General features: G+C 32.2%; 24 protein-coding genes. 5 read left to right on the top strand and 19 right to left on the bottom strand.

What is annotated here, in order from left to right; genetic code table 11:
- The 3 genes from N4A68_03710 to N4A68_03700 form a co-directional block, all read right to left on the bottom strand.
- On the bottom strand, nucleotides 1–240 hold a 240-nt coding region (locus tag N4A68_03710; GenBank protein MCT4563423.1), incomplete at its 3' end, for a transposase.
- Nucleotides 241–434: 194 nt separating this feature from the next.
- Entirely contained in the window at nucleotides 435–992 is a 558-nt protein-coding gene (locus N4A68_03705) for a TetR/AcrR family transcriptional regulator (protein ID MCT4563422.1), read from the bottom strand.
- A 233-nt stretch (nucleotides 993–1,225) separates the two neighbouring features.
- Nucleotides 1,226–2,308, bottom strand: a complete 1,083-nt coding sequence (locus tag N4A68_03700; GenBank protein ID MCT4563421.1) for an NADH:flavin oxidoreductase — start codon at nucleotides 2,306–2,308, stop codon at nucleotides 1,226–1,228.
- Nucleotides 2,309–2,829: 521 nt separating this feature from the next.
- Here N4A68_03700 and N4A68_03695 point away from each other — a divergent pair.
- Entirely contained in the window at nucleotides 2,830–3,504 is a 675-nt protein-coding gene (locus N4A68_03695; GenBank protein ID MCT4563420.1) for a hypothetical protein, read from the top strand.
- Between the two features lie 682 nt (nucleotides 3,505–4,186).
- On the opposite strand, the gene N4A68_03690 is transcribed toward N4A68_03695, so the two are convergent.
- From N4A68_03690 to N4A68_03680, 3 genes are all read right to left on the bottom strand, one after another.
- A complete protein-coding gene (locus N4A68_03690; GenBank protein MCT4563419.1) occupies nucleotides 4,187–4,912 on the bottom strand; it encodes a 1-acyl-sn-glycerol-3-phosphate acyltransferase in 726 nt (241 codons plus the stop codon).
- Between the two features lie 324 nt (nucleotides 4,913–5,236).
- Entirely contained in the window at nucleotides 5,237–5,464 is a 228-nt protein-coding gene (locus tag N4A68_03685) for a helix-turn-helix domain-containing protein (GenBank protein ID MCT4563418.1), read from the bottom strand.
- Between the two features lie 148 nt (nucleotides 5,465–5,612).
- Nucleotides 5,613–5,969: a hypothetical protein gene (locus N4A68_03680; protein ID MCT4563417.1), complete on the bottom strand. Its 357-nt coding sequence runs from the start codon at nucleotides 5,967–5,969 to the stop codon at nucleotides 5,613–5,615.
- Between the two features lie 236 nt (nucleotides 5,970–6,205).
- Here N4A68_03680 and N4A68_03675 point away from each other — a divergent pair, with 236 nt between their 5' ends.
- Together N4A68_03675 and N4A68_03670 are read left to right on the top strand one after the other, a co-directional pair.
- Nucleotides 6,206–7,021 (top strand): divergent polysaccharide deacetylase family protein, encoded by an 816-nt coding sequence (locus tag N4A68_03675; protein ID MCT4563416.1) that lies wholly within the window; start codon nucleotides 6,206–6,208, stop codon nucleotides 7,019–7,021.
- A 98-nt stretch (nucleotides 7,022–7,119) separates the two neighbouring features.
- A complete protein-coding gene (locus N4A68_03670; protein ID MCT4563415.1) occupies nucleotides 7,120–7,368 on the top strand; it encodes a TIGR03905 family TSCPD domain-containing protein in 249 nt (82 codons plus the stop codon).
- Nucleotides 7,369–7,486: 118 nt separating this feature from the next.
- Here N4A68_03670 and N4A68_03665 read toward each other — a convergent pair whose 3' ends face one another.
- The 4 genes from N4A68_03665 to N4A68_03650 all read right to left on the bottom strand — a co-directional run bounded on the left by N4A68_03665 (nucleotide 7,487) and on the right by N4A68_03650 (nucleotide 11,122).
- Nucleotides 7,487–8,287, bottom strand: coding sequence for a M55 family metallopeptidase (locus N4A68_03665; protein MCT4563414.1), 801 nt, complete (start codon nucleotides 8,285–8,287; stop codon nucleotides 7,487–7,489).
- Between the two features lie 266 nt (nucleotides 8,288–8,553).
- Entirely contained in the window at nucleotides 8,554–9,942 is a 1,389-nt protein-coding gene (locus N4A68_03660) for an aldehyde dehydrogenase (GenBank protein ID MCT4563413.1), read from the bottom strand.
- Between the two features lie 283 nt (nucleotides 9,943–10,225).
- Nucleotides 10,226–10,684: a DMT family transporter gene (locus N4A68_03655; protein ID MCT4563412.1), complete on the bottom strand. Its 459-nt coding sequence runs from the start codon at nucleotides 10,682–10,684 to the stop codon at nucleotides 10,226–10,228.
- 12 nt (nucleotides 10,685–10,696) lie between these two features.
- Nucleotides 10,697–11,122: a DMT family transporter gene (locus N4A68_03650; protein ID MCT4563411.1), complete on the bottom strand. Its 426-nt coding sequence runs from the start codon at nucleotides 11,120–11,122 to the stop codon at nucleotides 10,697–10,699.
- 250 nt (nucleotides 11,123–11,372) lie between these two features.
- Between N4A68_03650 and N4A68_03645 the strand changes: the two genes are divergently transcribed.
- On the top strand, nucleotides 11,373–12,131 hold the full coding sequence (locus N4A68_03645) for a DUF554 domain-containing protein (protein MCT4563410.1): 759 nt from the start codon (nucleotides 11,373–11,375) through the stop codon (nucleotides 12,129–12,131).
- Between the two features lie 133 nt (nucleotides 12,132–12,264).
- On the opposite strand, the gene N4A68_03640 is transcribed toward N4A68_03645, so the two are convergent.
- The 8 genes from N4A68_03640 to N4A68_03605 all read right to left on the bottom strand — a co-directional run bounded on the left by N4A68_03640 (nucleotide 12,265) and on the right by N4A68_03605 (nucleotide 25,402).
- Nucleotides 12,265–14,340 (bottom strand): methyl-accepting chemotaxis protein, encoded by a 2,076-nt coding sequence (locus tag N4A68_03640; protein ID MCT4563409.1) that lies wholly within the window; start codon nucleotides 14,338–14,340, stop codon nucleotides 12,265–12,267.
- 332 nt (nucleotides 14,341–14,672) lie between these two features.
- Nucleotides 14,673–16,118, bottom strand: a complete 1,446-nt coding sequence (gene cls, locus N4A68_03635) for a cardiolipin synthase (GenBank protein MCT4563408.1) — start codon at nucleotides 16,116–16,118, stop codon at nucleotides 14,673–14,675.
- Between the two features lie 155 nt (nucleotides 16,119–16,273).
- Nucleotides 16,274–18,559 carry a glycoside hydrolase family 3 C-terminal domain-containing protein gene (locus N4A68_03630; protein MCT4563407.1) on the bottom strand — a complete coding sequence of 762 codons (2,286 nt, stop codon included), beginning with the start codon at nucleotides 18,557–18,559 and terminating at the stop codon, nucleotides 16,274–16,276.
- Between the two features lie 666 nt (nucleotides 18,560–19,225).
- Nucleotides 19,226–19,714, bottom strand: coding sequence for a glyoxalase/bleomycin resistance/dioxygenase family protein (locus N4A68_03625; GenBank protein MCT4563406.1), 489 nt, complete (start codon nucleotides 19,712–19,714; stop codon nucleotides 19,226–19,228).
- Nucleotides 19,715–19,751: 37 nt separating this feature from the next.
- Entirely contained in the window at nucleotides 19,752–20,018 is a 267-nt protein-coding gene (locus tag N4A68_03620) for a DUF3795 domain-containing protein (GenBank protein MCT4563405.1), read from the bottom strand.
- Nucleotides 20,019–20,218: 200 nt separating this feature from the next.
- Nucleotides 20,219–21,025, bottom strand: coding sequence for a helix-turn-helix transcriptional regulator (locus N4A68_03615; protein ID MCT4563404.1), 807 nt, complete (start codon nucleotides 21,023–21,025; stop codon nucleotides 20,219–20,221).
- 145 nt (nucleotides 21,026–21,170) lie between these two features.
- On the bottom strand, nucleotides 21,171–23,450 hold the full coding sequence (locus tag N4A68_03610; protein ID MCT4563403.1) for an ATP-dependent Clp protease ATP-binding subunit: 2,280 nt from the start codon (nucleotides 23,448–23,450) through the stop codon (nucleotides 21,171–21,173).
- A 233-nt stretch (nucleotides 23,451–23,683) separates the two neighbouring features.
- Entirely contained in the window at nucleotides 23,684–25,402 is a 1,719-nt protein-coding gene (locus N4A68_03605; GenBank protein MCT4563402.1) for an EAL domain-containing protein, read from the bottom strand.
- Nucleotides 25,403–25,813: 411 nt separating this feature from the next.
- Between N4A68_03605 and N4A68_03600 the strand changes: the two genes are divergently transcribed.
- On the top strand, nucleotides 25,814–26,125 hold the full coding sequence (locus N4A68_03600; protein MCT4563401.1) for a hypothetical protein: 312 nt from the start codon (nucleotides 25,814–25,816) through the stop codon (nucleotides 26,123–26,125).
- Nucleotides 26,126–26,219: 94 nt separating this feature from the next.
- Here N4A68_03600 and N4A68_03595 read toward each other — a convergent pair whose 3' ends face one another.
- Nucleotides 26,220–26,915: an RluA family pseudouridine synthase gene (locus tag N4A68_03595; protein MCT4563400.1), complete on the bottom strand. Its 696-nt coding sequence runs from the start codon at nucleotides 26,913–26,915 to the stop codon at nucleotides 26,220–26,222.
- Nucleotides 26,916–26,919 lie beyond the last annotated feature (4 nt).

The raw sequence follows: 26,919 nt of genomic DNA, 5'->3' as shown, positions 1-26,919 counted from the left end.
TCCACATATCCTACGCATTACTTGTTCTAATGGTTCTTTACCTATTTTTAATAATACATGTACATGATTTCCCATTAGACAATAAGCATAAACTTGGTATCCACTTTTCTCTTTGTACTTTTTTATGGTTTGTATAAATTTCATACAATCTTCCTCATCTTCAAATATACTTTGACAATTTATTCCTCTCATCATTATATATATACCGCTTTCACTTTTTCTTCTAGCTTTTCTTGGCATAAATACACCCCTAGACCATAGTATATCAGATTTCTACTGTTGTCAATAACTCCGTCCCCTTGACACAATTTGCTCATTTCAATAAAAAAAGGGCTGTCTCAAAGACAATAGCCTAAATTTTGAGACAACCCTTTAAATCCTTACCTATGATATTTTTTACAATGGTATGAAATCCTGCAAAAATCAATTTTTATCTATTTTATAATTTGATCATAAATCTGCTGCAGCACAAGGGTAATAATATCCCCATTAATTGTCCTCGAATATAATATAGAACCTTTATATGAAGTCAATATCATAAGAGCCATACTTCTAGGATTACCCTTAAATTCAAAACTACCCTCATCTATTCCCTCTTGAAGAATCTGAGCTATAAAATCAATCTCCCTCTCGCTTAAATCGATAACCATCTTCTTCATGGAATCTGGTATTACATTATACTCAGCCTGTAATGAACACAGTGGACAAATCTCCATTCTTTTGACATAATCAATGGCATCATCAAATATATATCTAAGCTTTTCCTTTGCGGTATTCAACCCATCCGTCTTCATTCTTAATTTTTGACCATTCTCTTTCAAAGCTTTACAAACAGCAAGCCCTAAATCTTCTTTTTTGGGGAAATGATGATGTAGGGTGGCCTTTGTTATCCCCACAGCTTCTGATAAGTCTTTATAACTAAAACTATCAAACCCATATTTTTTAATAAAGTCAATTGAAAAACTTATAATCTGTTCTTTTCTATTTTCCATTTCCCAAGTCCTTTTCTATTAATTAAGCAAATTGTATAATTACTTTCTATAGAAGCCATATAACCCATGTAACCTTAAAATACTCAAGGCTATACCGTCAGTAATCAAATAAAGGATGATATAAACATATGCAGCTCAGCCAAGTAAGAGTTATGCAATTTCCTCAATTATCTCATATTTCATATTCTATGAAACAAACAGCTTCTCAACAATATTTTGCACAGAAAAGATTGTTACTTTCTGTTAAATATACAAGTCGTTCCAGTTGGACTGAAACATTGATTACACGAGATGCATTTTGATTTCTCAGTTTGTCCATCTAACCATCTATTCAATAATCGAGGTTCTCTTATAAATGGTCTACACATGGAAACAGCTTCTATATCTGTGTTTGATATTACATCCTCTATTACTTCTAAACTTTTGAATCCGCCTACTAAAATAATTGGTATATCTAAATCCTTAGCTATGATTTCCCCATAATCCCTATGGTACGCTTCATCTTCTACCGTTTTTATTTTGGGTCTCATAGGAAGGTGATCTCCCCTCCTAATGCCTCCACTTATCTCTATGGAATCAAAACCTGCCTGGGCGAACAGCTTTGCTGCTTTTCTACTATCTTCAAAGGTAAGACCACCCTTTTCTAGGAAATCGGATATATTCATTTTAATAAATACAGGAAAATCTTCTCCACACTTGCTTCTAACATTTTCATATGCTTCTAATATTATTCTTACTCTATTCTCAATGCTTCCTCCATATTCATCATTTCTTCTATTATAATAAGGAGTTAAAAATCTGCTAAAGAAATATCCATGGGCTCCATGGATTTGAACACCATCAAATCCGGCTTTTTTAGCTCTTAGTGCCCCATCACCAAAATCTTCAACTACTTTCTTGATTTCTTCCTTAGTTATTTCCTTTGGCTTAAAAGACGATTCTTCATCACCAACACCTGAAGGACTATATGGCGTGTAATCTGGATTACCTTTTACTTGTGCCCCATGATGTACTAATTGTGCAACTATTTTGCCATTTTTTTCATGTACGGCATCTGTAAGTCTTTTTAAACCTTCTATATATGAATCATCACTTATTTTCATTAATGTATATGTCAAGGTTCCCTCAACTACTTCCGTTAACCCTGTGATAAGCAAACCTATATCTCCATCACATAAATCCGTATACATTTTGATTAGTCTGTCCGTAACATAACCATTAGAATCTGCCATAAGCTCTCCTGTGGCTGATCTAACTATTCTGTTATTAACTTCTATACCACCTAAATTTATTTTCTCAAAAACTTTTTTTCCCATTCTCTTAGTCTCCTTTTTTTATTGTATCAGAATTATATCATACTAGTAGGTAGGTTGTAAATATTTATTTTGTATATTTCCACACTTAGAACCATGTGTAATTATACAAAATGGTGGATGGTACGATTAAAAAAACATTTCACGCAATATAAATAAAAAATTATTGGAGAATGATTATGCAAAGGCTTAGGATATTGTAAATGAAATTATTAAGAATTTCTTATCCTAAGACAACTTCTAAAAATATTTAACATAATATTAGTGTATTCAATTTTACAGTCTTAGCATAGTATTTTTTAGATTGCTATGTATATCCCCTAGTATCAAAAGAAACTTTTAAGAATTTAATTAAAGAGAGCATTATTATTCCATAGGATATGAATTTATATTTTAGCATTTTTTTGATAGTTATTAAATTTATATAAAAATGTAAAAATATTTTAAAAATTACTTTATTTTCTATATTTGTTTTGTTATACTTAATAAGTAAAATATAAAAATAAAATAAGGAGTGAATATTTATGTTTAAAAGAAAATTTTTATCATTAATTACTGTCATGTTGTTAATCTTATCTATGACAGCAACTTGTTTTGCTGGAGAAAAAAATTTTAATGTAAGCACCTACAAAGAATTTAAAGCACAATACAATCCTAACGCAAAAATTAAATTTATAGATGAATCTTTAAAAAATTCATCTGTAAAAACAAGAGGAGTAATTACAGAAGTATATGACCATTCTTATTATACTGTTGGAGAAAAAGATCTGCGTGAAGTGGATTGTGATACTTATCAAAACAAGAAGTTTTTGATAAGTGTTGCTAGAGGATCTACTAAAACTCTATCATCTTCAAAATCAGTATCTGGGACAGTTAGTGTAAGTGGTTCCACTGAGATCAAAAGTGTTATAAAACTATCATTAACAGGCTCTGTATCTGGAACAGTTAGCAAAACATGGAATAGAGGTGAAACTTTTAGTGGACCAAGTGAAAGTTCATCGTGTAATACAAGGTATTTTTATGGTTGTGTTAATTATGATTTATATAATATCGAAGTTAAGAAATGGGACGTATATAGAATATATAATGGTAATATAGATACAGGTAAAACTACAACTGTATATGGTGGAAATGAATATGTTGATAATGTAAAAAGCCCTAAATGCATAGAGTATTCTATAGATAAGAATGTTAATTAGAATTTTATGAAAAGATATATTCAATATATTAATTTTATTTTAATTATTTGTATAATAATAACTAATATATATATTATATATTTAATAAAAAATATAATATATATATCATCTAATAATGAAAAAAATACTATTGGTAGATATCAATATTATAAAGCTAATACATATAATCAGGTAATATTAGATACTAAAACAGGAAAGTTGTGGAGCAAGTTTATATTGGATACTGGCGGAAATGAAAACTGGGAACAAGATATAGAATTAGAAAAAAAAATAGATAAATAAAATAAAAAGTACAACATATATTTTGCATCATCGTGGATTTAATGATTGCACTTTCATTTTTTATTAGGCAACGAGACTATTACTATTGTTTAACAAACTACCGTATTTTAGACAATGCTAATATAATATATCTTAAAGTGGTAGAAATACAGGACATTCTCTAATCTGATTACTAAGCGTGGTTTTTGTAGGATATGTTGGCTTGATCCACAATACAAGTATCCTAAAGACTAATTTAACATATTATAAAAACTCCTACTTATCCAGGAGTTTACAATCCGAAACGATAGTTCTACTATGGAACTATCGTCTTTTCTTCGATTAAGGTGTATCCTCGGCATCAATGTAATTAGGTAAAAGGGAAAAAAGTCCCTTTGTCCATTTAAAAAACACTATTCCATTATGGAGTAGTGTTCAAATTTTCACTTATAATATTTCTTACCCTTTCATTTAAAGCCTTGGAATCCTTGGCTGTTTCTTCATCCATAAATATTGGCTTTGAAATTATGATTTCAACATCAGTAGGTTTAATGAATAGTGTTCCCCTTGTCATTATGTCCTTAGTTCCATTAATGGTAACTGGCATTATGGGAACTCCAGATTTAGTTGCTAATTTCAAACTGCCTTGCTTAAATTCCATTAGGTTACCATCCTTACTTCTAGTTCCCTCTGGAAAAATTACTAAGGAATATCCGTTCTTCAAAAGCTTTATACCCTCTTTTATGGCCCTCAATGATTGTCTAACATCGCTTCTATCAATAAAGATGCATCTCATAGCCTTCATCCATGTACTAAATAAAGGATATTTGCTTAGTTCTGCCTTAGCTATAAATGATTTTGGCTTATCAATATATCCAAGTAATACAGGTATATCCAAATAGCTTTGATGATTACTAACAAAAAGTACTGCTTGATCCTTTGGTATGTTTTCTTGTCCTATAACTTTTATTTTAGAGCCACTTGCTTTAATTAAATTATAGCCCCACTTTCTAGATATATCATAAGCAAGCTCATCCCTCTCATCTATTCTATCTTGTTTATCAAGGGACTTGAGAGTTATCAAATATGGCGTTATAACCAGTATTCGATAAATAAAATAGATAATCCACATAATCGTTCTAACCATATGACACCTCTTATTTGTTATTTGATTGTTATTTAATTAGAAAATTGTATAACTCTTACTTGGCACAATTGCATATGCGAATATCATCCTTAATTTGATTACTTAAGATATAAGCATATTTGATGGTATAGCTTTAAGGATTTTAAAACTACATATAGTAGATGGTTTTTATAGAAAGTAATTATGCAATTTGCTCTAATAATTATTTTACCTTATAAATACTATATAATTCAACATATTTATCTATTTTTTTCCTATTTCTATATAGTAGGAACTAAAAAAGAACGGCATAGAACCGTTCTGTATTTACTATATCGTTATCTATTAAGCTTCCGCCCTTAACACTAAATCATCTAGTTTACAGCATAATACATTTGCTAAGACTTCTATCTTTTGAAAGCTTGGATTTTTCTTGTCACCTCTTTCTAACTCCTCTAGATATGATTTTGAAATTGAGGCTCCATATTTGGTGTCCTTTGTAAGAATCTCTACATCCCGAGCAGTATACCCTAAGGTTCTTCTAATTTCTCTGATTTTCTTACCATTTAACATAAAATACCCCCTCAAGTCAAAATAAAATTTATGTTATTATTTATGTTATTATAATTATATGATTTTTTCATTATAAATAGTTTAAATTTTAGAATTTTTAACATGAATGAAACAAACTGTTGATAAACCTGTAATATTTATAAGTTTATCAACAGTTTTGCTTATCCTTTATCCTCATTTCCACAAAGTACTCCTTATCCTTTATCTCAATCATACGCTTACTATAGTCTATTTCAAAATTTACAATTGATGAATACAAATCTATGCTCCTAAGCATATGAATAGTTGATGTATTATTGTCCTTATCCATACTAAACCTAAATATCAAGTTCTTAACTATAGAAAATTGCAATCTAGAATTTATAGCTTCTATATCCTCCCCTAGATACAAATTTAAGGTTCTATCTCCAATGGGGATAAATAAGTCAATATCATTCCCATCCTCTCTTACTACTCTTATTTCAAAATCACTATGTATACACAGGTTTCCTTTGTTAAGTGTCATAAATTAATACCACCTTTTCATAGAGATATTTTCCTTATATAGAGAGTTCTAAATTAAAGTTTTGACTAGAATCCCTATAGCAGTGCTACTTTAAACATTAATAAATTTTAGTGTAGCATGACTATAACATAATACACCAACTAAAGGCTTTCTACAATCTTATATTAAATTAAGCATAATATATGGAGAATTATATACTTATATATTAAATAACTAATGTGAGGGAAGTGTATATTATGTGGATAATTATTACTAGGAAGAAATTGTTTAAACTTTTATTAATAATATTGTCCATCTTTTTTTTACTAATTATGTTTCAAATATTCTTTAATAAGGCCTCAAGCATCAAAACCGATTTAAATTCTAAAGGCTATATAGTATTAATAATCGATGATTTTGGCAATCATGGAGACGGCACAGATGAAATGATGGATTTAAATATTCCTATTACCGCGGCGGTAATGCCATTTATGCCCTATAGCTCATCGGATGCCGAGGCTGCATATAATGCCAATCTAGAAGTCATCATGCATCTTGCCATGGAACCCAATGTTGGAAAAAAAGAATGGCTGGGACCAAGGGGAATTACCTGTGATCTATCTAATGAAGAAGTAAAATCCATCGTATATGATGGGCTAAAGGAAATAAAATATGCAACGGGTATAAATAATCATATGGGTTCTAAGGCCACACAAGATAAAAGAATAATGAAAGCTATATTAGAAGTAGCAAAGGATAAAAATTTATTTTTTGTGGATAGCAAAACTTCACCTAAGTCAGTGATCTCCGAAACAGCTGAGATCCTAGAGGTTCCATGCCTTACCAGAGATGTGTTCTTAGATGGCACTAAGGATACTGCCCATATTAGAAAACAGATACTAAAGCTAGGTGATATAGCTTTAAAAAGAGGATATGCCATAGGAATTGGCCATGTGGGAGTTGAAGGTGGAAAAGCCACTGCCCAGGCCATCAAGTCAGCTTACCCATTACTATCGGAGAAAGGTATAGGTTTTATTACTGTAAAACAGCTAATAGCAATATTAAATAAATAATAATCTAACTTGACAAGCTTTTCTTTAGTCATTAATATAATACTAAACTATATAATATTGGGATTTACAAAATATCTATACTAGAAAAGGGGATAAAAATGAATTCATACATTCCACAAGGAGTTTGTTCAAAAAAAATTACTTTTACCGTTGAAAATGATTTAGTAAAGAATGTAGTATTTTATTCGGGATGCCCAGGAAATCTTAAGGGAATCGGTCAGTTAATTGAAGGAATGAATATCCATGAAGTAATCAAAAAACTTCGTGGTATAACGTGTGGGTTTAAGTCTACATCTTGCCCTGATCAGTTGTCTAAGGCATTGGATGAGTATATTAGTAATAAATAAAAAATATTGAGAACAAAAAAATCTGTAGCTATTGTACTCAACTACAGATTTTTTATCCTTTTCAATTATTGTATTAACTTTTCCCATCCAAATCAATGAAGTTGACACAAAATCAAGCTTAAACCACAAATGATATCATTCGTAAAACTTCAAAATAGTCATTTGTCTCAAATAACACATTTGTAGGTGATATCTGCTTCATTCCAGGATAAAAGGAAGCTTTATATGCCCTAATATGGTTTGCGTATGAAATCTCAACCTTGAAGCTATCTGGAAGCTTTATATTACATAAATCTAACTTCCCCATTAATGCCTCTTTTACTTTCTTCTCCGTAAGTTCATTAGCTAAGTCGGTATTGATACTAATGGTAGAGTTACCTATACCCTTTTTAACTGCAAGGGTACTTATCTTTTCATTTACTTCACTTATTTCATCACAAAGGCCTTCATCTCCGCTTACAAATACTACAGGAACATTAACCGTTGCAGCCGCATAGGCGTGAAGTAAAAATTCGCTGGCGTATCTATCGTTTATCTTTATGTAATTAACATTTTCACAGTTCATTGTATGGGATAATGGATTGTGTTTAGAACCTCCACAGGAATGATAGCCAACAAAAATAAGGGCATCAAAGGATTCATCTAGCTCCTGTACCATGGAAAATGGATGACCACTCCAACCCCTAATTAATTTTACGTTCCTTGGAAGAATAGCTGGATCAATGTTTCTCCCGCTATCATGGGCATCCTTGACCCAGATTTCCTCTGCACCAGCATTCACTGCACCCCTACATGCGGCGCAAACTTCCTTCTCCATCTGCTTCACAAAAGGATTGTAATCACCATTACCCTTTTCCGTTTCACTCCAGGTAGTAACCCCTGTTATGCCCTCTATATCAGCACTGATATATACCTTCATATCCATTCCCCCCACAATCTATGTTTTTTTATTTAATCCCATTGTACACCTTTTTGAAATATATATAAACACAAAAAGGGCATAAAGCCCTTTTCAGGCTGTTGACAAACCCGAATTTCTTCGTTGCTGCTTCAACCAAGAACCCTTACGTATGTCTGTATACGCTACGGCCTCTCGGTTTCAGCACGCCTCGAACTTCGGATTTCTCAACAGCCTGACATCTTGTTGACTTTGTCAACAATCTGAAAAGGGCATAAAGCCCTTTTCTATTTAAATATCTTTCTCAAAAGATTGACCTTTCTTTTATCATAGGGAGGGTATAGCATGGCGAGACTAAATTTCGTGGTCTTTTTCATGATACTTTTTTTATGGGAAAATGTTTCAAAGCTACCTTTGCCATGATAGCTGCCTATGCCTGATGTTCCTACCCCACCAAAGGGCAAATATGGAGATGCTAAATGGGATATGGTATCATTTATACATCCTCCACCAAAGGAAACCTCATCAATAACCCTTTTAGCCACATCACTATTTTCAGAAAATACATATAGGGCTAATGGCTTTGGACGATCATTTATAGTTTTTATTATATCATCTAGGCTTTCATATTCTATTATTGGTAAAATCGGTCCAAAGATCTCATCCTCCATAATAATGTCATCCCACTGTACCTTATCTAAAATAGTAGGCTCAATATATAGCTTTTCTTCATCATATCTACCTCCTACTGCTACCTTCTTTCCATCTATGAGCTGTACTAATCTTTGAAATTGTTTTTTATTCACTATTCTTCCGTAATCATTACTGTGAAGTGGATCATCCCCATAAAAATTCTTTAATATACTTTTAAATTCACTAATTAGCTTTTCCTTTATATCCCTGTGGGCGAGTATGTAATCTGGCGCCACACAGGTTTGCCCTGCATTTAAAAACTTACCCCAAGCAATTCTTTGTGCGGCGGCCTTTAGATTTGCTTCCCTATCAACTATAGTGGGACTTTTCCCCCCTAATTCAAGGGTTACTGGCACTAGATTCTTACCAGCTGCTTCCATTACTATCTTACCAACATTAACACTACCGGTAAAGAAGATGTAGTCAAAGGGCTTATTGATTAAAGCCGAAGTAATCTCCCTTCCACCTTCCACGATTCTTATATAGTTCTGGGAAAAATTTTCCTTGATCATTTTAGTTATTAATCCAGATACCTGAGGAGTATATTGAGAGGGCTTTAAAACCACACAATTCCCTGCTGCCATAGCTCCTATGAGGGGCTCTATAAGTAATTGGAATGGATAATTAAATGGCCCTATTATCAATACAGTTCCATAGGGCTCAGAATATATATAACTCTTTGTCCCTACATGAAAATAGGGGGTTCTTACTTTTTTTGTCCTTGCCCAAGACCTTAAATGTTTTATAATATAACGAATGCTATCGAGACAAAAACCAATTTCCGATGAATATGCCTCATATTCTGATTTATTTAAATCACTATGAAGAGCTTCAATCAACTGTCGTTCATTTTCCTTGATTGAATCTCTTAAAATCTCAAGCTGTTTTAGTCTAAAGTTTATATCCTTGGTTTTCTCCGTTCTAAAAAAATCCCTATGCTCCCTTAACATTTCACTGACTCTTTCATTAATAGAAGGCTCCATTTTTAACTCCCCTTTAATTATTTTATATTTCATTTACCCTATTATGGTTCTTTTAATCCATAACTACTACCGTTTTTTAATTCTTTACATTATTATTCTATTTAAACCCCATATCAACTTATACATATAAAATTTAAAATATTTTATATATATAGATGTAGGATTTTGAAAATTAATAAAAAGAACGTTCAATCCGACAAGAATTTATATAAGTAAAGAGCTACCAACATGCTTTGGCAGCTCCTATCTCTTTGTTTCTGATTGTTTTCCTTATTAATTTGTCCTATTCATCAATAATTATATTATCAGAGGCTTTCTTATCAACATAGAAATTATATAGCATACCACTTAATATGAGTAGTCCACCAGCTATTTTACCCATTGAGATAGTATTGCCTATGACAAAGTCAATTAACATTCCCATTGAAAGCTGACCAATAAAAAGAAGTAGGGTTGAATATATAGTAGGGATTTTAGGTATTACTATATTATTAATTGATAAAACTATCACACCAATAAATCCACCTAAATAGACCCAAAAAGGTATATCTATAAAAAGTTCAATTGCCATGTTTATATGCCTATAATTAAATATTAAAACTAAAGTACTAAATAGAAGTCCCACAGTATAATTAACTAATGATCCTTGAAATATACCTATCTTTTCAGCCAGCTTTGAATTTATTACCAAGGATAGGATTACTGCACAGCCTGTTAAAAATGCCAATATTATATAGGTCAAAGTTTCCACCCCCTAATATATAATCATAAAAACTATACCGACTAATATTACTATAAATCCAATTATTTTTTCTTTATGAAATTTACTGATTTTCATGCCAAATAAGCCAAAATGATCTATAAAGCAAGAAGCGATTAATTGACCCAAAAGACCTAATGCTACCGTAAGTGATACTCCCAGATAAGTAAAACAAACATTATTTGAGAATATCATAAATACTCCTATAGCACCCCCAGTAAATAAGTAAATAGGTATGCCCTTTAGATCGGGAACCCTTTCTTTTCTTAGGATTAAAACAACTATAACTGTTATAAACCCCAGTGCATGAATAAATGTTAACGCTGGATAGTCCCCTAAGTAACTTGATAAAGTACCATTACAAGTTACCATTAAAGCCACTAATATTCCTGATAAAACTGCAAACGATTTATACATCATAATATCCTCCATCTAATAACCCTCTGGCTCTATACCTATAGATTATCATTATAATGAACTCCTTTAAAGGACATATGTCCTATATTAATATAAAAATGTAAATATAGATTAGCAGGTGATTTATATACATAGAATTTAATATTTCTCTTTAATTCCCTATCTATTTATATTATTATAAAGTATAATTGGTAAATAGCAAATTTATAATTATGAAAGACCAAGCTATAACAAATATCGAGGAGGAAGAGCAGTGCTAGGTACTATAGTCAATGTTTTTGCAATAATAATGGGAAGTACAGTAGGGCTTATATTTAGAGGGGGTATTCCTGAGAAATATAATAAAACAGTGCTGCAATCAATAAGTCTAGCTGTTATTCTAATAGGTATAATGAATGCTTTAAAAACTGAAAATATGCTGCTTTTAATTTTTAGTCTTGCAATAGGCAGTATACTGGGAGAATTTTTAAGAATAGAGGATAGACTTGAAGGCCTTGGAAAAATAATCGAGCATAAAATCGAAAAAATAGAGGTTTTTGCCAAAGTTAAATTGAAATTTTTAGAAAAACCCTTTGGAAGATTATTTTCCAATACTAGTGATAGTATATCTAAAGGATTTGTTAATGCCAGTTTAATCTATTGTGTAGGTTCTATGGCCATTATAGGTGCTTTAGAAAGCGGACTTACTAATAATCACCAGACCCTTTTTGCAAAATCCATATTAGATGGAATTTCTTCTATAGCTTTTACATCTTCACTAGGAATAGGGGTATTATTTTCTGCTATACCGGTGTTTTTATATCAAGGATTTATAACTATTACGGCGTCATTTATGAAACCCTTCTTAGTGGATTTTGTGATAACGGAAATGTCAGCAGTTGGTGGATTATTAATATTTGGACTTGGACTTAACATGCTGGAAATAAAAAAAATAAAGGTAGGAAATATGCTGCCCGCAATCTTCATTCCACTATTGTTTTATATATTAAAATCAATGTATCTTGGTTTATAATTTTCTCACTTCATATTAGCTTTTCAAATGGAAATCTCAAGGGCATAACACCCTTGAGATTTTGATTAGATTTTCCCTCCAGAAATGATATACACTAAAGGAAAGAAGTATTGATACAATATGGTTCGCTTATTTATTTTGTTTTGAATTTATCTGTCTCTTCTTTTAAGTTATTTGCCATATTATTGAGTTCTTCAGCACTGGCACCTATTTCCTCAAAGGTACTTACTTGTTCTTCTATACCTGCACTAATCTGCTGGGAAGCATTTGCATTATTTTGAGTTGTAACAGAAATTTCCTCCATAGCTTTAGTCATATCCTTAGTAATTTCTGATTGCTTTCTCGATGAATCCGATATATTTTTTATTCTGGATGTTATTTGTTCCATCAATTCTAAAATCCTCTTAAATTGTAGGTTTGTATCCTTTGCTTTTTTCACGCTCATTTCTACTATCTCATACTCTTCTTTTACTGATTTGTCAGCAGTTTCCGCCTGACTTTTAATATCATTAATCAATTGAGTGATCTTATGCGCTGAGTCCTTACTTTCTTCTGCTAGCTTTCTTACTTCATCTGCAACAACGGCAAAGCCTCTTCCGTGTTCTCCCGCCCTTGCTGCCTCAATAGCCGCATTTAAGGCCAATAGGTTTATTTGCTCTGAAATATTAGTAATCATTGCTACTATGTCACCTATTTGAACAGATGAATCATTCAGATTTTTAATAACAGAATACATATTGTCAGAGGATTGCTTAACCCTATCTATTGCCGAAACAACCTCACTTAATTTATCTCCACCAAATTCTGCAGCCTTTAGAGTCTCTTCACTTTTTTCAAAAACATTCTCTGCTTCCTCTGAGATTATCATAGAACCGCTGGCAATCTCTTGAGTACTAGCCGTTGCTTCTTCTATAACACTGGCACTATTTTGTAATCCATCTGATATAACAGTTATTTCTCTAGCAATTTCCTCCATACCCTTGTTTGACTGTTCCATTGCCAGGGCCAATTGTTCAGAGGACTCAGCCAATACATCTGCATTACTTATAACCTGGATTACTACATCCCTTATTTTGGATATAAATAAATTAAACCACTTTGCAAGTATTCCTAATTCATCATTAGAGTTAACCGCTAGGGCTTTAGTTAGATCACCTTCACCCTTTGCTATATCCTTTAACATATCATTGGTTTTAATCAAAGGCTTTGTAATTAAATCTGAGAGATATACTACCAGTAGTATACCTAGTAGAATAATAACTAATATACTAATAATTAAAGATTTTTGAAGAAAATTTGCATCCTCAAATACTTCGGCACTATCCACTTCTATAACCAGTCCTACTGCATCCCTTCCGAATTGGATTACCCCAACAGAACCTAATACTTTGTTGTTCAAATAATTCTTGTACTCATCGGTATTAGAATATTGAAAATCTCTATCCTCAATGGCTTTAGAAAGCATAGATACACTTTTTGTTTCTATTTTTTGCCTAAGAGCCGCATCTTCAGTAAAATCTCCAAGCTTTGTATTTGTAAGTAAAGTACCATCACTTTTAACTAGATAAGCATCTCCAATCTTTGCTAATATTTCAACTCCATCATGAACTATGTCATCTATGATATGCTGTGTAATTACGAAGTTCAATGTTCCTATAAGCTTTCCTGATGACCCATTTTTAAATACTGGAGTAGACAATACAATAACATTTGTTTTGATGTTTTCGGAATAAAATAGTTGTGACCAATTCTGCTTATTATTCAATGTTTCTTGAATATAATCTCTCTCTGAAAGATCAATTCCTTCATTGGACTTATCAGTGGAAAAGATAATCTTCCCATTTTCATTTGTTAAAAATATAGTCTCATAATTGTATGATTCCTTTACCGTTGCTAAAAATGTGTGCAAATCATTATATGATTCCTTCCAGACTTCTGATTCCTTTCCAGACTCTGAATATGTATTAATTATATTGTAAATATTTTTTGATGAAGCTAGTACCCTTCCATCACCTGTTCTTTCGTCAAAATAAGCATTAAGCTGTGAAGCTGTTGACTTGAGAAAGAGATTATTTCCCTTAAAAATTTCCTTTCGTATGTTATTCTTTGATGCATTCATTGATACAAAACCCATGATTATGACTGGAATAAGACCTGTTACAATAAATAGTAAAATAATTTTTTTACGTAACTTCAAATTTTTCAACATATATTATCCTCCTCATAAGTCCTATGTACTTAATAACTAACTTTGACGTTTTATGTCGATTTCCTTGTTTTTTTGTCGATTTTTTTATTACATTTTGTTAATGTTTTGCCAAACTCTCAAAAAGGATATTTTATATAGATTTCCCAAAGTTAAACTTAATTTATATATCTCAAAATATCCGATGTTTCTAGGGATTTTTGATGTGTATAAATTAACTGTTTAAATGGAATATCTATATAGGGTTTTCATAGTATAAATTAAAGTTCATACTAAAATCCCTATATGATGAAAATTCAAATAGAAGCTATCAAAAATTAAATAGAACTATCACCCTACAATATAGGAGACAATAACCTTGAAATGGATTCCTTTATCTTAATAATATTGGAACGCTTAGAATAGATTTTATTAGTAATTTCTTTACAATCATTTATATCTTTTTCAAAAATAGTTTTTAGCTCACCAGCAATATCCGTATCATATATAAAGGCATTTACTTCAAAATTAAGCTTAAAACTCCTAATGTCAACATTTGCTGTACCAACCGATGCAATCTTCCCATCTACAACAACGGTTTTAGCGTGTAGAAAGCCTTTATCATAGATATACGCCCGGGTCCCAGCCTTTAATAATTCTCCTATATATGAATATGTAGCCCAATAAACAAATATATGATCAGGTTTATTTGGAATCATAATCCGTACATCCACTCCTGATAAAGCGGCAATCTTTAAAGCTTCCAGTATGGTATCGTCTGGTATAAAGTATGGAGTTTGAACATATACGCTCTCTTTAGCAGAATTAATCATTTTAATATATCCATACTTAATCTGTTCCTCTTTGGAATCCGGTCCACTGGATACAATTTGAATACCTGCATTTCCAGTTGAGGCCACAGCAGAATAATACTCAGTTAAATTCTTTATATTCTCCCTAGATGCGTACCTCCAATCTAGCATGAACCTAGTTTGAATATTAAGAACAGCACTCCCTTTAACCTTTAAGTGGGTATCCCTCCAGTATCCCATTTTTTTGTTTAACCCAAGGTACTCATCTCCAACATTAAATCCACCTATAAATCCATATTTACCATCAATAACAACTATCTTACGATGATTTCTATAGTTCAATTTGAAATTTATATAGGGAATCTTAGATGGGAAAAAAGCAGCATATTTTCCACCGGCAGCTTCTAATTCCCTTAGTATTTTTCTTGGAATGACTTGGCTGCCCATGGCATCGTAAAGGAGCCTAACTTCTACTCCCTCCTTTGCTTTTTCTATTAAAGCATTTAGTATTTGCTTGCTAATGGAATCATTTTTTATTATGAAATATAACATATGAATATGATGCTTGGCTTTTTTAATAGACCCAAGGAGTTCATCAAATTTTGCTTTGCCATCAGTAAAAATTTCTATATCATTATCCTGTGTGAAAAAAGCATTGTCATTTATTAGATTCATATAAATCATGTCTTGATATCTTGCCATTGATTTATCTTTAAAATTTATTTGATTGTTTTTTAAAAGATATATTTCTTCGTTCTTAAGTAGATCGATAAGCCTTGTTTCCTCCTCCTTTAGTTTAAATATTTTCTTATTACTCAAATTCTGTGAAAATAATAAATACAGAATAAATCCAATATCTGGAAGAACTAACAGTACTATAATCCATGCCCATGTAACAGTGGGTTTTTTCCTTTCCAGAAAAATAATTGCTATAGCTAAAACTATATTGAGTGCAAATAAAATAGAAAGTGATGCAAAAAAAGTATTCATCAAATACCTCCCCTATTAAGTAGAATTATTTCCATTATACATAATTATAATATATTTTAAAGGCAATCATTTAAAATATATACATTAACATTAATATTCACCTTGAACTCTTTACAAATAAAAAAACCAATCGGAATTAGATTGGTTTTTTGTTTCTATCTTCTTCTACCATGGACTTGGGACAATAGCCTTGACATAATGATATTAGGTACTAGGGGCAGTGCCCAAGATATTTGTTTTAATAAAAATATCAATTGAGTATCCTGTGCCGCTTTCCATATATCCACATTGGATTCCCCTGCTAATTGCATAAAATCTTTTCTATTCATGATATCCTGACTAAGCGATTCAATGATTTTTTTACCCCTCTTATCCTCAAGCCATTCCCTCACAGTACTATTATAATCTAAAGTACAAGGAAGCTCTGTGGTAGAAATAAGACTAACCCTTTTAGTCAAAGGAATATCCCTTGAGGATTTGCCTATCATGATGTCAAATTCTCCATCTTCAGTTATCCACTGTTCATATCTGGGATGATAATAAGCAAAATCCCTCATCTCAAGTTGAAATGAAAGGGTTTTAGTTTCCCCAGGCTGTAGCTCTATCTTTTTAAAACCCTTTAACTCCTTTTTAGGTCTGACTAGCCTCGATTCTTTATCACCTACATATAGTTGAACAACTTCCTTTCCAGTTATTTTCCCAGTATTTTTCACATCAACGGTTATGGTTAAGCCATCTATGTCCTTGAATTGATCTGAAGAAGATCGGAGATTTGAATATTCAAAGGTTGTATAGGATAGTCCATATCCAAATGGAAATTGCACCTCTATATCCCTTTTATCATAGTACCTATATCCAATGAATATGCCCTCGCCATATATTACCTTGTCATTTTCTCCTGGGTAGTTAATATATGCTGGATTGTCACTCAATTTGATGGGAAATGTCTCGGCTAGCTTACCCGATGGATTTGTTTTTCCAAAAAGGATATCCGCCACGGCTCCACCACCGCTTTGCCCCATGAGCCATGTCTGTAATACACAAGGTACATGATCAATCCATTCCTTCATTGAAACTGGAGAACCATTATTTAAAATTACTACGGTTTTAGGCTGTACTGAGGCCACCGCCTTTATTAATTGTATCTGATGCTTTGTGAGCTTTATATCTTCCCTATCATAGCTTTCGAATTCCTTATGTGCCGGTGAAGCCATGAATATCAGTGCTATCTCGGCATCCTTAGCTATATCTATTGCATCGTCTATCATATTCTGATCTATCTCTTCCTCATCTCCATAACCCTCTTGATAAAATATCTTTGCCTCCTTGGCGAAGCTTTTTATCTCGTCATATGGGATGCACATATTTGTCGGATCAACCTCTGAACTCCCACCACCTTGGATACGAGGATTTTTTGCTGCTTTACCTATAATAGCAATATGCTTTATATCTGTAATAGGAAGTATAGATTGGTCATTCTTTAATAAAACCATAGCTTCACTTGCTATTTTTCTGGCTAATTCATTATTAGAATTCATATCAAAGCTTTCATTACCCTTCTCTACTTCACTACATTTAACTACTATATTTAATATATTTCGAACTGCATCATCTAATATATCTTCTTCAATTTCTCCACTATTGATGGCTTTAATTAAGGCTTTAAAGGATTTTTTCTGAGGCCCTGGCATTTCTAGATCGACCCCTGCCTTTAATGCCTCTACCCTATTATAAACTGCTCCCCAATCAGACATAATAACCCCATCAAATTCCCATTCTTCTCTAAGTATTTTGGTTAGAAGCCCATAGTTTTCAGAACAGTGAGTCCCATTTAATTTATTATAAGCACACATCACAGACCATGGATTTGATTTCTTTATTGCTCTCTCAAATGCTGCAAGATATATTTCCCTTAAAGTTCTTTCATCTACTTCCGAGCTAGTAGTATGTCTTTTGTATTCTTGATTATTGGCTACGAAATGCTTTAAAGCTGTTCCGACACCTTTACTTTGTACTCCATTAATAAATGCAGCTGCTAAATCTCCGCTTAAATATGGATCTTCAGAAAAGTACTCGAAGTTTCTACCACAAAGTGGCGTACGCTTCATATTATTACCTGGGCCTAAAAGTATATCTACTTCTTGAGCGATACATTCCCGTCCAATGGCTTCACCCATATCTCTAACAAGCTCTGTATCCCATGTACATGCCACTGCGGAAGCAGTGGGATAACAGGTTGAAGGTAAACTTTTTATGTGTGAAAAAACATTTTGTACTTCATCGACATTCTCTACACGTCTTACTCCATGAGGCCCATCGGCCATGACTATTTGCGGAATGCCTAGCCTCCTGATTGAAGCAGTACACCAAGCACTAGCCCCTATACAAAGTGCAGCCTTTTCTTTAATATTCATTCGGCTAATTAATTCATTTATATTCATTTCATTCACCTCCAAAAAATTATGAACTATATAGAAGGCACTTATAAATCTACATTTTGATTTTTTGAATAGTTAAAGCTTCAATACTTTTCAAGGAACCAAAATGCAAAAAATTTATTGCCATTTCTCTATATATAACAAGCCTAATTTTTCATATATAGAATATTTTATGCCTCAAAAGTAAATATAGTGTCTTTTCTAAAAACTTTGTTTGTAATATATTGCTACTAATAATAAAATAACAAGAGGCCTCCTTATCATTAAAGGCTTCCTCTTGTTGTCTTAGTTCTTGATTTTCCGTTCAATTCTCTTTCTATAAAAACCATCCACTACATGTAGTTTTAAAATCCTCAAAGCTATACCAGCAAATATGCTTGTATCTTAAGTAATTAAATTAAGGATGATATCCCCATATTAGGCTTAGCCAAGTAAGAGTTATGCAATTTCCTTTATCTTTAATGACATCTTCCCTTATACTATCTTTATTATGAAATCTACTTAAATATTCTTCAAACCCATATTCTGGTCTTTGCATTTTACCATATTTAAAGACTAACATTTTATCACAGATTCTTCCAAGCTATTAAAATAGGTTTAAGTGACCATTACAATCTAATGAATGCTCACTTAAATTTTTCAACTTAAACAAAGTATTATAAATCTGTATCAATTTTTCTTATCTGCAACCCTCTGTACAATCTCCATTGGCATTGAAGCTCGTTTTGAAACCTCTTCTAAACTTAACCCTAATCCAAGAAATCTTTTTATTACGCATTCCATTGGCTCTCCTATTTCAACTATATTCATCTCAGGATCATAGATGCGGAATACACGTTGACCCCATGGCTGCTCAAATAGGGTGTGAACAAATCCTGCTTTTAAATCTAAAAGCTTTTTATAGATATCTTCTATATCTTCACACTCAAAATATAATTCAAAATTATTCCCATGATTTCCTATTTCAATTTTATCAACTGAGTGTCCAAGCATTATATTATTTGCATGATCTATCTGCCAAATGGAAAAACCTCCAATGAATTCAATACATTCACCATGATCTAATCTAACTTTTTGATTAAGTATATCCTCATAAAATTTTCTCGTAGCCTTTAGGTCTCTAACTAATATAACTGATCCGCGATACTTTATGGTCATTATATATCCTCCCCTTAATGTTTTCTCTCTTTATCCTTTATTTCATTCTTTTCTTCAGATTTTCGATCCTTAAGCCATTATCCCCCTGCTCTTCATCATAAGCAAAAGCGTAAAGATCTTTACATATAAACTCATCACAATTCCCACAATGCACTAAATCTTTATCGGTGCAGCATTTTGAAATTTTACACTCTCCCCAAAACATTTTGCCCTTTGATGCAATACATCCCTTACAATCAAACTTTTCTCTATACTCACACTTATTACATTCAATCCCGCATTTTGCTTCATACCATTCACCCATATGTAATCTCCTTTTACTATTTTTATTTATATTATCAGATATTATAAATAATTTATTGTAAAAAATGGACACAAATAATCTCCCAAACTATTTATGTCTAAATATAGGGAGCTTAGGGTAAATCTTAATTTATATATATCAAAATATCCGATGTTTGTGGGGATTTTTAATATGTTAAATTAAAACTTTGACTGGAATCCTCATATTTTAGAAGGAGTATCACCATAGAACTTTTTAAAGTCCTTGATAAAATGGGATTGGTCATAGTATCCGTTACTTAACGCAATATGAAAAATATTCGTATTGGTATTTCTAAGGGCATTATTATAAATATTCTGAAGTCTAATAACCTTGATGAATGATTTAGGGTTTAATCCTATCCAGTTAACAAAGCTTCTATGTATTTGTCTTTGACTTATTATCTCCCTAGCTGTTATATCCTTAAGTCCTATATTGCCTTTACTTTCATAGATTTTTGTTAATATATTTAATAGATTAAAATCTACTAGACCATTATGGTATAATATCTTTTTTAAATACCTGTCCATAATATTAATTCTCTCAAAGATTGACTTTGAATCAGATATCAACTCTTCTAATATTCTAGCTTCTTTATTCCAAATAGATGCGAGACTTATAGAGCTGTTTTTTATTTCAATCAAAGGTATTTTGATAAACAGATGGGCACATCCTGGGAAAAATCTTACTCCAAAATTCCTCACATAGCCATATTCATTGAGCATAAGAACCCTATCCATGGTGCCAACAACTTCACCTTTAAATGGGGCATTTGATCCCTTGGCATCAAAGATAATATCTACACAACCATCGGGAACTACTCTTTTTGCATCACCATTAATAGTGCTATAGTTCCTTTCACGATTGCTCTCCCAATAACATGCTATATATGATCTTAATTCCTTTGAAGGCAAATATTCTTTATAACCACTATCGATAATTACTGATTCCTTTTGGATTGGATTATAAAAATTATAGGTAGTTTCCATAGGCATTGACCCCTTTGATTATTTTAAAATCTTTATACTATTTATATCACAATTCTTTTATCTTGTTAATAATTCAAAAAAGCCAAGGGATTTTATCATCCCTTGACCTTATAGATAAATTTGAATCATTATGCAAGTTTCTCATTTAATTTAAAACAACCTTTTCTTCACATAAATCTACTTTTATATTAGACCCTTCCTTAAACTTTTTCTGAAGATACATTTCTGCAATTTCATCTTCAATATGTCTTTGAATAGTCCTTCTTAGTGGCCTAGCACCATACTTTTCATCATAACCTTCTTTTAATATAAATTCTCTTACATCATCTGAAACCTCTATGGTCATTGATTTTTCCTTAACCTCATCAGCCACTTCCTTGATCATAAGATCGACAATTTTACGAAGCTGCTCCTTTGAAAGTTTAGTAAATACTATGGTTTCATCTACTCTATTTAAAAATTCTGGTCTGAAAATTTCTCGTAGAGAATTTTTTACGCGTGCTTCTAAAGCCGTATAATCATCCTTAGCAAAGCCCATTCCAGATGATTTGAGGTGACTTCCTGCATTAGAGGTCATAACGATTACTGTATTTTCAAAGAAAACCGTTCTACCTTGGCTATCAGTAAGCCTTCCATCCTCAAGAATTTGAAGAAGCATATTAAATACATCGGGATGAGCCTTTTCGATCTCATCTAAAAGAATAACCGAATAGGGTTTTCTTCTTACTTTCTCAGTTAATTGTCCTCCTTGATCAAAGCCCACATATCCTGGAGGGGCTCCAATCAATTTAGAAACAGTATGTTTTTCCATATACTCAGACATATCTATACGAATCATAGCATCTTCGCTGCCAAAAAGCTCTTCAGCTAAGGCCTTAACTACCTCAGTTTTTCCCACACCTGTGGGGCCAACAAAAATAAATGATGCAGGTTTCTTCTTTTTTCTGAATCCTGAACGATTACGTCTGATCGTTCTAGCTAAACTATCAATAGCCTGCTGCTGTCCTACAATTCTTCTATGCAGTCTATTTTCTAAGTTGAGAAGCTTCTCAGCCTCTTCTTCTGTTATCTTTTGTACAGGAATCTTTGTCCATGACTCAATTACGAATGCAATATCCTCTACGGTTATCTGTACCTTACTGGAGTTTTCTTCTATCTCCTTTATATTTTCCTGCAACTTGCATTCCTTCATCTTACATTCTGCAGCCTTTTCATAGTCATTTTTAATAGCCGCATCCTCTTTTTCCTCTTGTACCTTATTTAACTCTTCCTTTAATGCTTCCAATTCTACCAAACCTTGATTTTTTAGATTAGCTCTAGAACCAGCTTCGTCGATTACATCTATTGCTTTGTCCGGTAGATATCTATCGGTAATATATCTTTCTGATAGCTTCGCAGCTGCTTCAAGAACTTTATCCCCTATTTTTACTTTATGATATTCTTCGTAATAATTTTTTATGCCCTTTAAAATCTCTATGGTTTCTTCAGTGGTTGGTTCTTCAACTAGCACAGGCTGAAATCTTCTCTCTAGGGCAGAATCCTTTTCAATATGCTTTCTATATTCCTCAAGGGTTGTGGCTCCTATAACCTGTATTTCTCCCCTAGCAAGGGCTGGTTTTAAGATGTTGGCTGCATTCATTACTCCTCCGTGAACCTCACCAGCACCCATGATGTTATGAACTTCATCAATTACTAAAATAATATTGCCGCACTCTTTTGCTTCCTTTAAGATGGCTTTCATACGTCCTTCAAATTGTCCTCTAAATTGAGTTCCTGCTACTATAGCCGTCAAATCCAAAAGATAGATTTCTGCATTAAATAATTTTGCTGGAACTAATTTTTCTACTATCCTAACGGCTAAACCCTCTGCGATGGCTGTTTTACCTACACCAGGCTCGCCGATCAATATAGGATTGTTTTTACTTCGCCTATTTAGTATTTGTACTACCCTATCTATTTCTCTATGTCTACCAACAATCTTATCTACACCATTATTTTTAGCTCTCTCAGTTAAGTTTATACCGTACAGCTCCAGATGTTTTCTTTTCTTTTTAGCTTTTTTGCTTTTTTTCCGATCACTTATTTCATCCTTTATATCTGAAGATTCTTCTTTATTTTGAGACTCATCCTCTTTGCTTTGCCCATTGTCCATAGATGAAAAAGATCCGTTTAAAAAATTCATAAACATATTATCGCCATCCAACTCATCTATATCCATATCTTCAAACATATTATTCATTTGGTCAGTTAAGTTATTAACGTCCTCTTTACTCATCCCAGTTTGCTGCATTAATTGATCTATAACAGGTATACCCATCTTCTTCGCACAATCTATACATAAACCATTCATTTCAGTTTTCCCATTTTCCATTTTTGTTGTGAATATGATTGCTACATTTTTTTTACAAACAGAACACAGCTTCATGAAAATCATCTCCATATTTTTCTATAGAGGATTCCAAGTAACGTTTTAAATGGAATCTCTATATCTTAATTATAAAATTATATTTATTACAGTATAGCATATTTTTTACAAATTTAAATTGTATAAATCTCCATATTCCCACATTACTTATAAAATATAATTATAAATTCCCAAACCTCCTCACCTTCATCATATTTTAAATGAGCTGAAGGTGAAACAGATTTTCCATTTAATCATCTATTTTCTTCTAACAGTAGCTTTTCAAATTTCTCAGTGGGGAGTGGTTTGCTAAATAAATAACCTTGCATAGATTTGCACCCAAATTGCATCAAATAGTTTGATTGTTCATTGGTTTCAACACCTTCTGCCACTACAGAAAGCTCTAAGCTTTTAGCCATACCAATAATCATTTTGACAACGGTTGAATCATTGCCAATATTTTTAATAAATTCTCTATCTATTTTTAGGCTATCTACAGGTAGTCTTTCCAAATAACTTAGGGAACTATACCCTGTGCCAAAATCATCAATGGAAATATGTATTCCTATATCCCTTAGTATAAGCAATTTATCTATTACTTCTTCTTCCTTATTCAAAGCTACACTCTCAGTTATTTCCAGCTCTAAATAACTCCCCTCCAATTTTGTTTCCTTTAATACATCCTTAACCATAGGTATAAAATCCGACTGCATAAACTGAATACTAGATATATTCACAGCAACTCTCATAGGTCTATATCCCGTATCCTGCCATTTTTTGTTTTGCATACAAGCTCTTTTTAAAACCCACTCTCCAATGGGTATAATCAACCCAGTTTCCTCTGCCAGTGGAATAAATTCCATGGGAGAAATCATGCCATATTTAGGGTTTTTCCAACGGAGTAATGCCTCCATTCCTTCAATTTGACCTATATCTGCATTCACCTTAGATTGATAGTACAATTCCAATTCACCATTTTGTAATGTACTACGAAGCATATCTACAGATATTCTATTTCTCATATCCCTTGTATAGAATTTAAATCCATTTTTTCCTTCCTTTTTTACACGATTCATAGCAATATCCGCATTATTGATCAATGCTTCAATATCATCACCATGACATGGATAAAGGCTAATACCAATACTTGATGTAATAAATATCTGCTTATCATTACTAAAAATAGGTACCTTGATAGTGTCGATAATTTTTTGAATTATCTCTTCTATCTCTTTTATTATTTTTATATTGGAAAGAAATATAATAAATTCGTCTCCACCTATACGGGAAATTATATTATTTGAAGATATATTCTCCTTTAGTCTTTTAGTAACAATCCTAAGTACATAATCACCTATCTCATGGCCCAACGAATCGTTAATTCCCTTAAATTTATCAATATCAAAAAATAATACTGCCGCCAAATGGCCTTCATATTTTGCCCTATTTAATAGTCTCTTTGCCTGCTGATAAAAATAGGTCCTATTTGGTAAATTTGTTAAATCATCATGCTGGGATTGATGCATGAGCTTATTTTGTGATTCTTGTAAAGCATCGAGCATTATATTAAATTCACTCTCTAATGTGGATATTTCATCCTTGGGTGTTGTACAAATACGGGTTGACAAATCCTTGTTTCTACTGATTTCATTCACACTAATCATAAGGGACTCTAGTCGGTTAAAAATATATTTATTCATAAAGAACCAAGCGGCTGTAAAATAAATACATCCTATAAGCAAAATTAAAATCATAAAGTATTTAATGCTTAGATGGTCTATGTCCTTAAGATTGTCTTGCCCCATAGTATTAGTAACTATGTATCCCACACCGATTGTTGCAATTGTAATTATACCAAAAATAATAATAAACTTTTTATGTAGTTTCATATAGCCAGGAACAAAATCTGTTGTATGTCTGAGGTTTATCTTTTTGCGATTTAACGTTATTGCCTCACCTGATTTATTTCTCATAAAGTCGTCTCTCCTACACTATATTTATACATTTACTCTTATATTTTATTATGATTTAATTCGACATTTTTTGACTTTTTCCTTCTTGAAATTTAGTCACATAATATTCCATTCCGTGTCTGCTTTTATTTTTTACATTTAGTACGTATATAAAAGAGCCTTATAAAGAAATACTATTATCAGGTTTATATAGGGATCTAAGTAAAGACTTTAATTTATACATACCCAAAACTCTAAAAAATATTGAGTATTTATGCATATATAAATTAAGTTTTGACTGGAATATCTATATAGATTTGCCAAAGTTAAACTTAATTTATACATCTCAAAATATCCGATGTTTCTAGGGATTTTTGATGTGTATAAATTAACTGTTTAACTGGAATATCTATAATAGAAAGGAGACTAACCTTGGATATATCTAAATCAATATCTTGTCCCTCCTGTAAAGGAAAAAGCTTTTTAGCCAAATATGAAGCGACATATGTATACACATATAAAATAAATACCCCTACTGCTGAATCTTCAATTAGCGAATCTCAAAATCTTCCATTTTTGTTTGACAGTCGTGATCAATCCTCTTCAAGACAATATATAGAATGCCAGAACTGTGGTGCAAAATATCCTTGCTCTTTTAATCTTGGCAACAATAATATTGATTTTACTATTTTAAGAAAAGCAATTCGAGGGGATCATGTAACAACTCCCGAGTTTTTAGGATAAGAACAAGGGACTGCCTTAAAAGACGGTCCCCCTTAGGATTGTTCAAGGTATTTCACAAATTAGGCTTATAATGCTGAGATACATCATATATCCTTTATATACTAAATAATGTAAAAGGATATTCTTCATTTGGCTTTGATTTAAATGTACATAGCTTCTTGTCCTTTGGATGATCAAAGGATATAGAAGCGGCCCAAAGAGCAATTTGTGTCCATTTCCTCATTTTCACAAAGGTTTTATTATACTTATTATCCCCCCATAATGGCAAACCTGCATTTGAAAGTTGAACACGTATTTGATGATGTCTTCCGGTTTTTAATATTATTTTTACAAGACTGAGTGTCCCATACTCATCGGTACCAACACTTCCTATAGTCTGATATTCCAATATTGCTTCCTTTGCATTTTTAGTGCCCGGCGAAACTACCTTTGACATATTGATTTTTTGACGCTTTAATAAATAATCTTTAAGCTCCTCTTTGGATTTTTCAGGTTTACCACATACCACTGCATAATATTCCTTCTTAAATCTTTTTGTTCTAATTTCCTCTGATAATCTTGCATTTGCTTCTTTAGTTTTTGCAAACACCATTAATCCTCCAACGGGTCTATCCAATCTATGAATAAGCCCAATATAAGGATTCCTAGCCCCAGGATAGTTACGCTTTAAATGAGCTTTTAACATGCTAAGCATATCGAGATCCTCTGTTTTATCGCTTTGAGAAGGTACCTTAGGAGGCTTCTCAGCAACTATAATGTGTTTGTCTTCAAATATTATTTTTGCATCCATATAA

Source organism: Maledivibacter sp. (genome assembly GCA_025210375.1).
In the GTDB taxonomy this organism is placed as follows: domain Bacteria; phylum Bacillota; class Clostridia; order Peptostreptococcales; family Caminicellaceae; genus JAOASB01.
This window is presented reverse-complemented; position numbering and strand designations above follow the sequence as displayed.